We start from the raw sequence: 12,428 nt of genomic DNA, 5'->3' as shown, positions 1-12,428 counted from the left end.
TCATTTTACTTGTAAACTACCACTCCCAAAGGCGGCAAGTTCAATAAAACGGATTGTTCGTATCCGTTCCATGGTGTTTTGGACGGCTTCACCGTTTTTTTGCCCACGCCACTGCCCGAGTATTTTTTATCATCACTGTTAAATACCAGTTTTAATGTTGAAGCCTTGGGCATTCCCAATCGGTAATTATCGCGCGGGACGGGCGTAAAGTTGCAAACAACGATCAAATCGTCCTTGGAATCGCTTCCTTTTCTAATAAACGATATCACCGTATTCTCTTGATCATTGTACTCTATCCATTGGAAACCATCGGGTTTGAATTGTTTTTGATACAAAGCTGGGCTGGACTTGTACAACTTGTTCAGGTCCTTCACCGCTTCTTGTATACCGGAATGAAAATCGTATTGTGTCAAATGCCATTCCAAACTCTCCTGAAAGTTCCATTCGGACGATTGCCCGAATTCACCTCCCATAAACAATAGATTACCTCCCGGATGCGTGAACATGTAACCGAAGAGCAGCCTTAGGTTGGCAAAGCGTTGCCACTCATCGCCTGGCATTCTGTAGAGCAAGGATTGTTTGCCGTACACCACCTCATCATGCGAAAAAGGCAGCATAAAGTTCTCGGTAAAGGCATAAGTAAGGCCAAAACTGATCATGTTCAGGTCGTAGGAACGGTGTATTGGGTCCCTTTTAAAGAATTCCAACGTATCGTGCATCCATCCCATCATCCATTTCATGCCAAAGCCCAAGCCTCCATAATGTACAGGTTTTGTAACTCCGGTAAAGGCCGTGGACTCCTCCGCAATGGTCTGAACGCCCTTAAAACTGGCATAGACCTCTTGGTTCATTTCCCTTAAAAAGGACATGGCTTCCAAGTTTTCATTGTTTCCGTACATATTGGGTTCCCATTCACCATCCTCCCGCGAATAATCGAGATAAAGCATGGATGCAACAGCATCGACCCGCAATCCATCCACATGATATTGATCCAGCCAAAAAACGGCATTACTGATCAAAAATGCGCGTACTTCGTTTCTACCATAATTAAAAATAAGGCTTTTCCAGTCGGGATGGTACCCCCTGCGCCTATCCGGATGCTCATAGAGATGCGAACCATCAAACAATCCAAGTCCGTGCGCATCTTCGGGGAAATGGGAAGGTACCCAATCCAAAATGACCCCGATACCACGCTGGTGGAGGGCGTCCACCAAAACTTTAAAATCTTCCGGCTTTCCGAACCGCGAGGTCGGGGCAAAATATCCCGTTATTTGATATCCCCAAGATGGATCATACGGATACTCCATTACAGGCATCAACTCCACATGGGTAAAGCCCATTTCCTCCACATAATCCGCAAGCTCCTCCGCCATCTCCAAATAGCTGAGGGATTCCCAACCATTTTTCTTCTTCCAAGACCCCAAATGCACCTCGTAGACGGAATAGGGCCTGTCCAACCCGTTTTTTTCTTCACGGGTTTCCATCCATTTGCTGTCGTTCCATTGGTGTGTATCGTCCCAAACCACAGAGGCCGTATGCGGCGGTTGTTCGCAAAATCGGGCAAATGGGTCGGCCTTCTCCGTCCAAATATCGTTGTTGTTGGAATGTATCTTGTATTTGTACTTGGTGCCTTTATCAACTCCGGGAATAAACCCTTCCCAAATTCCGCTGCTGTCCCACCGCACATTTAATTGATGTTCGTCTGCGTTCCAATAATTAAAATCGCCCACAACACTTACCGATTTGGCAGAAGGGGCCCAAACGGCAAAATAGGTACCTTTGACGCCATCGACCTCCGTTAGGTGCGAACCCAACTTATGGTAGAGGCGGAAATGCTTTCCTCCTTTAAAAAGGTCGATATCAAAATCCGTAAAAAAACTATGGGCAACTACCTTGGACATATATGCGGGTTTAGTACTATACAATAATAAGCATCTTTGGGCAGGAATACGATTATCCCGACAGGTTTGATATTAGAAACAACATTTTTTTAAAAATGGAACGCTTTTTGATTTTATTGCAACAAGAGTTAAAACGAACACAAATTCAAAATCCAAAAATCATGAATAAATTTAGTACAATTTTAGGCGCAGTAATCGTTTTTGTCCTCGCAGCTTGCGAAGGACCACAAGGCCCTCCAGGTTTCGATGGGCTTGATGGAGCACAAGGACCTCAAGGAGCACCGGGCATCCAAGGGCAAGTGGTAGAAGTCGAGGGCGTTAACTTTGATTATATCGCCGAAGACAATCTTTTTTCCACCTTGATCACTTTTTCGGACGTGACCAATTTCGAAGTTTTTGAATCGGACGCCGTTTTGGTATACAGACACGATGGCGTTATCGATCTTAGCGACGGGTCCACTGCCGATGCCTGGACACAACTGCCTCAGAATTATTTCTTGCCCGAAGGCACCATGCAATACGTTTTCGCCCACACTTTTGTGGATGTTGAACTATTTATTGACGGCAATTTTGATTTATCCACCTTGAGCACCGACTTCACCGATGATCAATTGTTCCGAATTGTTTTTGTGCCCAGCGAGTTTGCAGAATCGCCAGATTTTGATCCTGCCAACATCGACAACGTAATGTCAAAACTCCAAATTGGCGAAGGAGAAGTCATGAAATTGAACATTAATTAGTTTCGATAAAAAAGAGTATATTAAGTCTCATTGATAATCAATGGGACTTTTTTTTGATTTATTTTGAAAGGAACGGAACCAAACTGCGTCCAAACACATAAAAAACAATTCATGGGAAAAAGATTGCTATTGATTGTTCTCGTCATCTTTATGGGATGCAAGGGAACGTCTCAGGAAGAAAAAAAAGAAAATACTAAAGAAACTGCATTCAAAGTCAACAAAACCGATGCGGAATGGCGGGCGGAGCTTACCGAAATGGAGTATTACGTTTTGCGCAAAGAAGCCACGGAGAACGCATTTTCGAGCGACTTGTTGGACATCAAGGAAAAAGGGACCTACGTATGTGCAGGGTGCGGGACCCCTGTTTTTAAAAGCGAGCACAAGTTTGATTCAGGGACCGGTTGGCCCAGCTTTGATAGAGAGATTGAAGGAAACGTCGCTTTTGATACCGACTACAAAATCGGTGTGGCACGTACCGAAGAGCATTGTGCCGTATGTGGCGGGCACTTGGGGCATGTTTTTAATGATGGTCCAAGCAACACCACGGGAAAAAGGCATTGTATTAACGGAGCAGCCCTTGATTTTATCCCGGACAACAAATAAATTCCTTAAAAATTTTCATGGACAAAAAATATAGCGTGAACAAATCCGAAGAGGAGTGGAAAAAACAACTCTCTCCAGAAGAATATTATGTACTGCGCCAAAAAGGAACCGAACGCCCCTACACCGGAAAGTTCGACCTTCATTTTGAAAATGGCGATTACCATTGCAAGGCCTGCAACGCAAAATTGTTCGAAAGTGAGCATAAATTTGAAAGTGGCTGCGGATGGCCCTCGTTCGACCAAGCTGTCGAAGGCGCCATCGAATATATTAGGGACACCAGCCATGGGATGATACGGACCGAAACCGTTTGTGCCAATTGCGGAAGCCATTTGGGACATGTTTTCAACGATGGCCCCAAAGAAACGACGGGACAACGGTACTGCATCAATTCGGTGAGCATTGATTTTGATGCTGAAGAATAAATTAAGTTTTCAATAGAACTTTTTATCGTAAAAACTTTTTTTTAGTTGTTTTACAAACAAACCCACATTTGCCTTTTTTCAACTTGGGAAATGGGGATGGTTTTCCGTACTTTTGCACCTGCCGAGACGGCAAGTTTCTAATCTAACAACTAAAATCAAAATCTAATGAGCAAGTTCGATATAATTGTTTTGGGAAGTGGTCCAGGTGGATATGTTACTGCCATAAGGGCATCACAATTAGGTTTCAAAACAGCCATTATAGAAAAAGAAAGTTTGGGAGGTGTATGTCTTAACTGGGGTTGTATCCCGACCAAGGCCCTTCTTAAATCCGCTCAGGTTTTTGAATATTTGAAGCATGCCGAAGATTACGGTTTGAGCGCCAAGGATGTAGAGCACGATTTTGGTGCCGTTATTAAAAGAAGCCGCGGTGTTGCCGATGGAATGAGCAAAGGTGTCCAGTTCTTGATGAAAAAGAACAAAATCGAGGTCATCAATGGATTTGGAAAGGTAAAACCGGGCAAAAAAGTTGAAGTAAAATCGGAAAACGGGGAAACCTCCGAATATTCCGCCGATAATATCATTATTGCCACAGGAGCGCGCAGCCGTGAATTACCAAGTCTCCCTCAGGATGGTAAAAAAGTAATTGGCTACCGCGAGGCCATGTCCTTGGAAAAACAACCCAAGAAAATGATCGTGGTGGGCAGTGGCGCCATCGGAATGGAATTTGCCTATTTCTACCACTCCATGGGTACCGAGGTAACCGTTGTGGAATACATGCCGAACATTGTTCCCGTTGAGGACGAAGATATCTCCAAACAACTGGAGCGCAGCTTCAAAAAGTCTGGAGTAAAAATCAAGACTTCCGCCGAAGTCACCAAGGTAGATACCTCTGGTGATGGTGTAAAGGCTACCGTCAAAACACAAAAAGGCGAGGAAGTACTGGAAGCCGATATCGTACTATCCGCAGTGGGAATCAAAACAAACATTGAAAACATTGGATTGGAAGATGTTGGAATCGCTACAGACAGGGATAAGATTTTGGTGAACGATTACTACCAGACCAACATTCCCGGCTATTTTGCCATTGGAGATGTTACTCCTGGACAGGCATTGGCTCACGTTGCCTCCGCCGAAGGGATTCTTTGTGTGGAAAAGTTGGCAGGAATGCATGTGGAAGCCTTGGATTATGGTAATATCCCAGGATGTACGTACTGTATCCCCGAGGTAGCTTCCGTAGGATTGACCGAAAAAGCAGCCAAGGAAAAAGGATACGACCTTAAGATTGGTAAGTTTCCATTCTCCGCCAGTGGCAAGGCCAAAGCAGCCGGAACCCCAGATGGCTTTGTAAAAGTAATTTTTGATGCCAAATACGGTGAGTGGTTGGGTTGCCACATGATCGGTGTTGGTGTGACCGATATGATCGCCGAGGCCGTTGTTGCCAGAAAATTGGAAACCACAGGCCACGAAGTATTAAAATCTGTTCACCCGCACCCAACCATGAGCGAAGCCGTGATGGAAGCCGTTGCCGATGCATATGATGAAGTAATCCACCTATAATAATTGAGTCAACATTTTTGTCGGTTCGAGTGATTTTTCGAAAGAAAAATTGTATCGAGAACCAAAATGTCATGCCAAAAACAATTCTCGATATAAAATTCCCTAGGAATTTCACTCGAATTGACTGTTTTTAGCTGCATTCTTAAAAAACAAAACAGGTTAACACAAGTAAATTGATGCTTAAAATTTTTAGGGCCACTGCTATTTTAGAAGGTATTTCCTATCTACTCCTTTTCGGAATGACCATGCCGTTGAAGCATTGGGCAGATATTCCTGAACCGAACCAAGTTGTTGGTATGGCACATGGAATATTGTTTATTCTATATGTAGTAGTGGCCATAGTTTTTTGTTGGGAACGAAAATGGAAGCTCAAAAGGTTTATCATCCTTTTCATAGCATCCCTTCTCCCCTTTGGCACTTTTTATGCCGATAAAAAATACTTGAAAGATTTAGCCTAAAAAGCTCTGGATGGCCAAATCGTAGCTTTGGAGTCCAAATCCAAGAATAACTCCTTTTGCTGCAGGTGAAATAAAGGAAACGTGACGGTACTCTTCCCGTTGATGCGTATTGGAAATATGCACCTCGATTACCGGGGTTTCCACTGCTTTCACGGCATCACCTATTCCAACCGAAGTATGTGTGTAGGCCGCCGCATTTAGGATGATACCATCATAATCAAACCCAACTTCTTGTATTTTACCAATAAGCTCCCCTTCTATGTTGGATTGATAATATTCCAGTTCCACATCGGGAAACTTTTGTTGTAGCTTTTTAAAGTAGTCTTCAAAAGTGGTGCTCCCATACACTTCGGGCTCACGTTTTCCCAAGAGGTTAAGATTGGGTCCGTTGATGATGATAAGTTTCATACTGGTAAAAGTAGGATATTTTTCAAGCACAAAAAAAGCGGAAGATTACTTCCGCTTTTTATTTCATGTAATGGTATCGGTTTAATTGAACCTATACCCAGCACCAATGGTAAGGGTATTGATGTCCACAAAATCGCCAAAATCTCCACCTCTGGATACTTGGAAGCCATATCTTGCCTCCACAAACCAGTTGGAATCGATTTGGTAACCACCACCAATGGCGAGGTCAAGACCAAACTCACCATCAGGAAGATCTTCCAACAAGTAGTTGATCTGTGGTCCTCCTTGGATGTTGAACTTATCGGCAACCTTGTATTTGAACATCACAGGAATGTACAACGAGGTTAGGTCATCCACAAAGCTGAAGAGCAAAGAAGGTTCAATGTCAAAATCCTCCGAAAGCTCAAAGTTGTAGCCACCGCCCAGATAAAAGCCCAGTTCGCTATCGCTTGCTTCCCCAAAAAAATCATCGCCAGTGTCAACGCTGACAGATACATTGTTGAAACCTGCCTTGGCAGCAAATCCTTCCTGACCATATGTGCTTATGGTCAAAACAAATACAAAAAATACCGATAGAACAAATTGTTTTTTCACGATAAAATAGTTTTAGTTAATACGCAAATATAACAATGTACTTCTTTAACCTTTCGTAGGAAAATTAAAATGTTTTGCTATTGATCATTTCCCTAGACATAAAAAAAGCAGGTTTTCACCTGCTTGATATTGTTTTTGGAATGCCGTTCATCAATTAATGGCAAATTGGAGTCCAAAGCCAAAAGCTGCGACCTCGTTCTCGCCAACATCGCTCAATACAACCGATGGGCGCCAATCAAAATTAAGCACAAAAGGCACTCCATCAATCTTAAAGTCGAGCCCCAAATGCGGACGCAGTGCAAAAATATTGTCCGAGTTCTTAATAAAAATAATACTCGGCCCAACCCCGGCATACCAGCGCAAGCCCGGAGCCCTAAAAAATCCTTTGTGATAGGAATACAAAAACGTAGCGATGGTCGCATTGTCCTCAAAACCTAAATCCGCTTGGCCCACATGGTTGTCGGAGAAAAAGTATTTTCCCGTAGCTCCAAAAAAGGTGGCCTCATCATAAAGGTCAATGCCCAAGCCAAGGGCTGCCTTGTAACTGGTCTGCGCCTTTACGGCCAAATTGCCCAACATAACAAATGCAATAACTAAAAGTAATTTTTTCATTTTAAGTGTAATTAGTGGTTAATATTCATGTTTAAACTGTAAGGATTTGGGGTTATTTACTGTCGTTCTTTATTTTAAAATAAAAATAGAAGTCCCAATGCTGCCATTGAGAAATCGTAATCATCACTTATTTTCACGTAGGAAATATTCAGTTCGGTAGTACTGCTTATGTTTACTCCGACCATTGGTCTGATGTAAAGTCCTCCCGTATTTCCATCATTTATTCCAATTGCATAACCGACATCGGCGCCCAATTTAAAATCGTAGGTCGGGTAAATGCGAAATGCCCCGGCCACGGGAAGATATTGGATGTTGGGAAAGTCTCCTTGCGCTTCCACCGGTCCAAAATCCACCGTATCATTATTTATAAAGGCATTCATAAATCCTGTCGAAATACCTGCATCTATAAGTTCCGATACGCCCCAATGATACCCTAAATCGAGCCCGATTTCAAAGTTTGAGAAATCAGAAATATCCCCAAAGGGCACTCCAGCGTGAATTCCCGCTTTAAAATTTGTCCGGTCCACTCGTTGTGCCATGGACGAAAAACCAACGGTAACCAAGGCTATGATCACCAATACAAATGTTTTTTTCTTCATTGTTAAAATTTTACTTACAAGAGAACGTCATCATTATATAAAAAGTGCCTTTTTGAAATAAAATTCTTACAATATCGATTTTCGTGCATTTTCAACTCTTTTCTAAGTGGAAAATTATTGAAACCAATTGTATTTAACCCTACCCAATTGACCAAAGGGGCTTTTGAGTTGACCGATGGCCGTTTTTGAGCAATAGTGATGTAGTAATGTCACTATATTTGAACCCATGAACTGGCAACAAGCAATAAAAGATTATCAAAATTATTTGAAGATCGAGCGGGGACTTTCACCAAATTCCATCTCCAACTACACCATGGACCTTCAAAAACTTGCCAGTTATCTTGATGAACAGAGCATTCCTGAGAAACCCATTGGAATAGACAGGGAAACAGTGCAGCAGTTCATTTATAATATCGCCAAAACTGTCAACCCAAGAACACAGGCACGCATTATTTCCGGTTTAAAGGGGTTTTTTAATTATTTGGTCTTTGAGGATTACCGGGAGGACAACCCTATGGATTTGATAGAGAGCCCAAAAATTGGCAGAAAGTTGCCCGATACCCTTTCGGAAGAGGAAATCAACGACTTGATCGCCGCCATTGACCTATCCAAGCCCGAAGGCGAGCGAAATAGGGCCATTTTGGAAACCTTGTACGGTTGTGGACTCCGCGTCTCGGAACTCATCAACCTAAAACTATCCGACCTCTACTTTGATGAAGATTTTATCAAGGTTACGGGGAAGGGAAACAAACAACGCTTTGTGCCCATCAGTGAAGTGAACAAAAAGTACATCAACATTTATTGGAAAGAGATAAGAGCGCATTTGACCATAAAAAAAGAACATGAAGATTTCGTTTTTCTAAATCGCCGGGGAAAACAACTGACGCGCGCCATGATCTTTACCATTGTGAAACGATTAGCTGAGCAAATTGGATTGAAAAAGAATATTAGTCCACACACGTTCCGACATTCATTTGCTACCCATCTTTTGGAAAACGGGGCCGATTTACGGGCCATTCAACAAATGTTGGGCCATGAGAGCATAACCACCACCGAAGTGTACATGCATGTAAACCGCTCACATTTGGCCCAGATCCTGAAAGAGTTTCACCCACGGAAATCGGAGAGTTAATCCCTAGTCAACGTATACCGCTCCACTTTGTTCTGCTTTTTGAAAGGTCGGATGATCAGTCGTGCTTCGCGATCAAAACGGACATAATTGTACACCCAGTTGATGAACACCACGAGCCTGTTCCTAAAACCGATAAGAAAATACAGGTGCACGAACATCCAAACAAACCAGGCGAACACTCCCTGAAATTTAAACTTTGGCATATCCACCACGGCTTTGTTGCGCCCAACGGTGGCCATGCTCCCCTTATCCTTGTAAACAAAGGGCTTCATGGGTTTGTTTTCTATCATCCGGACCAAGTTTTCCCCTAAGCTCCTTCCTTGTTGCATGGCAGGCTGTGCCATCATCGGGTGCCCCTCTGGAAACGCTTCTGTTTCCATCTGTGCCACATCCCCAATGGCAAAAACACCTTCCAAACCTATAACTTCATGGAACTCGTTCACACGCAACCTATTGCCCCTGCAAAGCAGCTCTTGGGCATCCAAACCTTTCAGCGCAACGGCCTTTACACCTGCAGCCCAAACCAAGGTCTCGGCTTCAAAAATGGTTTTGGTGTCCGTAGTTGCCCGTTTGCCATCATAATCGGTAACGCGGATATTCTTCCAAACATTCACGCCAAGTTCCTCCAAAAATTTTTCCGCCTTTTCCGAAGCCTTATCGCTCATGGCCGGTAAAATCCTATCGCCGCTTTGCACCAAGTTTATTTGGGCCCTACGGGTGTCCAGATCAGGATAATCCTTGGGAAGGATGCCTTTTTTTATTTCGGCCAGGGCACCGGCAAGTTCCACTCCCGTTGGTCCGCCGCCCACGATCACAAAATTCATAAGGGCATCGCGTTCATGAAGGTCGTCCGTTAAAAGTGCCTGTTCAAAATTCTCGAGGATCAGGCTACGTAAGTTCAAGGATTGTGGAATGGTCTTCATGGCCATTCCTTTGGTCTCGATGCCCTTGTTTCCGAAGAAATTGGTCTCAGAACCGGTCGCGACCACTAAATAATCATAAAAAATCTCACCAATATTGGTCTTGATTCTTTTGGTATCCGTTTTCACTTCTTGGACCTGCGCCAACCGAAAAAAGAAATTGGGATATCCCTGAAGTACCTTTCTAATTGGATAGGCAATGGAATCAGGTTCCAAGCCACCGGTAGATACTTGATACAACAAGGGCTGAAAGTTATGGTAGTTATGCTTGTCCAACAAAACCACTTGGACTTCTTTTTTGCTTAATTTTTTTGCTAATGCAATGCCTCCAAAACCGCCGCCTATAATTACGACTCTTGGATTACTGGATTGAGGAATATTCATGCTCGACATACTTACAAATTTAAGTATTCCATGCTCAAGCAGATCACGTAGGGGTTGGTTTTTTTGTATCTTTAAGCGCTAACTCAAAAAAACCACAACCAATGAGAAAATTTCTCCCCTTGGGTGCATTTCTGCTATTGTGCACCGTGGGTCTACATGCCCAAAAAAAGAAAAACGATGTTATCAATGATCTAGAATCAAAATCAGAGAAATACAGCGAAATCGCCCATGAAATTTGGGATCTTGCCGAAATGGGCTATTTGGAAGAAAAAAGCTCTGCTCTTTTGCAAGAAACCTTGTCCGAAGCCGGCTTTACCATAGAAACAGGAATTGCCGGTATACCGACTGCATTTAAAGCAGAATATGGTTCCGGATACCCGGTTATAGGCATTTTGGGCGAATACGATGCCCTGCCCGGTCTGTCCCAAGAGGCCGTTCCCGAGAAAAAATCAGCCGGTGGAGAAGCAGGACATGCCTGTGGCCACCACTTGTTCGGAACCGCGTCCACAGCTGCGGCCATTTCCGTAAAGGATTGGATGGCAAAGAACAACATCAAAGGAACCATCCGATTTTATGGATGCCCTGCGGAAGAAGGCGGGTCGGGAAAAGTTTATATGGTCCGTGAAGGTGTTTTTGATGATGTCGATGTCGCTCTTCATTGGCACCCAAGCTCTGCAAATGCTGCAAGTGCAGGCGCTGCTTTGGCCAACAAATCGGCCAAATTCAGATTCCATGGGATTTCCGCCCACGCAGCGGCGGCACCACAAATGGGACGTTCCGCATTGGATGGTGTGGAGGCGATGAACGCCATGGTGAACATGATGCGAGAACATGTCCCAGAAGACGCTAGAATCCACTACGTGATCACCGATGGCGGCAAGGCCCCGAACGTAGTCCCCGATTTTGCCGAAGTGTACTATTACGCAAGGCACAATACCAGGGATGTGGTCGTGGACATCTTTGATAGGATCGTAAAAGCTGCCGAGGGAGCAGCCTTGGGCACGGGCACCACTATGGAATATGAAATGATCGGAGGGACCCATGAACTGCTTCCCAACCTTACCGTACAAAAAATCATGTACGACAATTTGGTCAAAGTTGGCGGTATCACCTATAATGAAGAGGAAAAGGCCTTCGCCGAGAAAATATCAAAAAGCTTGGGCAACGAAAGCTTGGACATGAAAATGGCCGAAACCGTTCAACCCTATAAAGAAACCGCCAAAGCATTTGGTTCCACCGATGTCGGTGATGTAAGCTACACCGTTCCGACCGCAGGTCTTGGTACTGCAACTTGGGTACCCGGAACACCAGCACACAGCTGGCAGGCCGTTGCAGCCGGTGGTATGAGCATAGGTTCCAAGGGAATGATGGTCGCTGCCAAAACCCTGGCACTTACCGCCATGGATATTTTTGAAAGCCCCAAAACCATAGAGGCCGCCAAAAAAGAACTGGAAGAAAGAAGGGGCAAGGACTTTAAATATGTTCCCATGTTGGGCAACAGACCACCTGCACTTGATTACCGCAAATAATTTTTATCCAAACATTGTAACAAAAGCAGCTTTATCGATACCAATAGATAAAGCAAACTTACCAACCGCTTAGTGAACAAAGAACTGGAACATCGTTTTGTGACGGAACTTGAGGACAATCAGAACATTGTCCATAAGGTATGTAGTCTATATACCAACGACAAGGACTCGCATAACGATCTGTTCCAAGAAATCACTATTCAGTTGTGGAAAGCATACCCAAAGTTTCGGGGAGATGCCAAGTTTAGCACATGGATGTACCGTGTTGCATTGAATACGGCCATAACGTTGTACAGAAAATCGAAGAAAAGGGTAAAGACCCAAGACTTTGATTCGGTCCTTTATAAAATCAAGGCCACTGACTATGATGATACGGAGGAACGACAATTAAAATTGATGTACGACGCAGTAAAACAACTTGGCGATATTGATAAGGCCTTGGTCTTCCTTTACCTGGAGGACAAGGATTACTCAGAAATAGCCGAAACTTTGGGAATTTCCGAAGTAAATGCACGAGTGAAGATGAGCAGGGTGAAAAATAAATTAAGAACTATATTAAATCCGTGATT

14 protein-coding genes are annotated in these 12,428 nt (G+C 43.8%); 8 read left to right on the top strand and 6 right to left on the bottom strand.

All coding sequences use genetic code 11. The features are described from left to right. Positions 1–5 precede the first annotated feature (5 nt). Positions 6–1,901, bottom strand: coding sequence for a 1,4-alpha-glucan branching protein GlgB (gene glgB, locus GVT53_RS03405; protein WP_166247427.1), 1,896 nt, complete (start codon positions 1,899–1,901; stop codon positions 6–8). Positions 1,902–2,062: 161 nt separating this feature from the next. On the opposite strand from glgB, the gene GVT53_RS03400 reads away from it, so the two are divergent. From GVT53_RS03400 to GVT53_RS03380, 5 genes are all read left to right on the top strand, one after another. Beyond that, positions 2,063–2,641: a collagen-like triple helix repeat-containing protein gene (locus tag GVT53_RS03400; protein ID WP_166247426.1), complete on the top strand. Its 579-nt coding sequence runs from the start codon at positions 2,063–2,065 to the stop codon at positions 2,639–2,641. Between the two features lie 111 nt (positions 2,642–2,752). Then, positions 2,753–3,244, top strand: a complete 492-nt coding sequence (msrB, locus tag GVT53_RS03395; protein WP_166247425.1) for a peptide-methionine (R)-S-oxide reductase MsrB — start codon at positions 2,753–2,755, stop codon at positions 3,242–3,244. Positions 3,245–3,261: 17 nt separating this feature from the next. Further along, a complete protein-coding gene (gene msrB / locus GVT53_RS03390) occupies positions 3,262–3,666 on the top strand; it encodes a peptide-methionine (R)-S-oxide reductase MsrB (RefSeq protein WP_166247424.1) in 405 nt (134 codons plus the stop codon). 165 nt (positions 3,667–3,831) lie between these two features. Continuing rightward, the gene (lpdA, locus tag GVT53_RS03385) at positions 3,832–5,223 is read left to right on the top strand and encodes a dihydrolipoyl dehydrogenase (RefSeq protein WP_166247423.1); all 1,392 of its coding nucleotides are present in this window, start codon (positions 3,832–3,834) and stop codon (positions 5,221–5,223) included. 176 nt (positions 5,224–5,399) lie between these two features. Beyond that, positions 5,400–5,681 carry a DUF3817 domain-containing protein gene (locus GVT53_RS03380; RefSeq protein WP_108245000.1) on the top strand — a complete coding sequence of 94 codons (282 nt, stop codon included), beginning with the start codon at positions 5,400–5,402 and terminating at the stop codon, positions 5,679–5,681. Here the strand turns inward: GVT53_RS03380 and aroQ are convergent. From aroQ to GVT53_RS03360, 4 genes are all read right to left on the bottom strand, one after another. Further along, positions 5,673–6,089: a type II 3-dehydroquinate dehydratase gene (gene aroQ / locus GVT53_RS03375; RefSeq protein WP_166247422.1), complete on the bottom strand. Its 417-nt coding sequence runs from the start codon at positions 6,087–6,089 to the stop codon at positions 5,673–5,675. The genes GVT53_RS03380 and aroQ overlap by 9 nt on opposite strands. Positions 6,090–6,170: 81 nt before the next feature. Beyond that, positions 6,171–6,683 carry an outer membrane beta-barrel protein gene (locus tag GVT53_RS03370; RefSeq protein WP_166247421.1) on the bottom strand — a complete coding sequence of 171 codons (513 nt, stop codon included), beginning with the start codon at positions 6,681–6,683 and terminating at the stop codon, positions 6,171–6,173. 150 nt (positions 6,684–6,833) lie between these two features. After that, positions 6,834–7,295 (bottom strand): hypothetical protein, encoded by a 462-nt coding sequence (locus tag GVT53_RS03365; protein ID WP_166247420.1) that lies wholly within the window; start codon positions 7,293–7,295, stop codon positions 6,834–6,836. Between the two features lie 74 nt (positions 7,296–7,369). After that, entirely contained in the window at positions 7,370–7,894 is a 525-nt protein-coding gene (locus tag GVT53_RS03360) for a hypothetical protein (protein WP_166247419.1), read from the bottom strand. Positions 7,895–8,120: 226 nt separating this feature from the next. Between GVT53_RS03360 and xerD the strand changes: the two genes are divergently transcribed. After that, positions 8,121–9,026, top strand: coding sequence for a site-specific tyrosine recombinase XerD (gene xerD, locus GVT53_RS03355; protein WP_166247418.1), 906 nt, complete (start codon positions 8,121–8,123; stop codon positions 9,024–9,026). Here the strand turns inward: xerD and GVT53_RS03350 are convergent. Further along, positions 9,023–10,330, bottom strand: coding sequence for an NAD(P)/FAD-dependent oxidoreductase (locus GVT53_RS03350; RefSeq protein ID WP_166247417.1), 1,308 nt, complete (start codon positions 10,328–10,330; stop codon positions 9,023–9,025). The genes xerD and GVT53_RS03350 overlap by 4 nt on opposite strands. Before the next feature lie 101 nt (positions 10,331–10,431). Between GVT53_RS03350 and GVT53_RS03345 the strand changes: the two genes are divergently transcribed. Next, complete coding sequence (locus GVT53_RS03345; protein WP_166247416.1) at positions 10,432–11,859, top strand: amidohydrolase; 1,428 nt, start codon at positions 10,432–10,434, stop codon at positions 11,857–11,859. 72 nt (positions 11,860–11,931) lie between these two features. Next, the gene (locus tag GVT53_RS03340) at positions 11,932–12,426 is read left to right on the top strand and encodes an RNA polymerase sigma factor (protein ID WP_166247415.1); all 495 of its coding nucleotides are present in this window, start codon (positions 11,932–11,934) and stop codon (positions 12,424–12,426) included. Positions 12,427–12,428: the final 2 nt, after the last annotated feature.

Source organism: Flagellimonas oceani (assembly GCF_011068285.1).
Lineage (GTDB): Bacteria > Bacteroidota > Bacteroidia > Flavobacteriales > Flavobacteriaceae > Flagellimonas > Flagellimonas oceani.
Note: the sequence above shows the minus strand (reverse complement) of the source record. Positions and strands in the feature narration are given on the sequence as shown.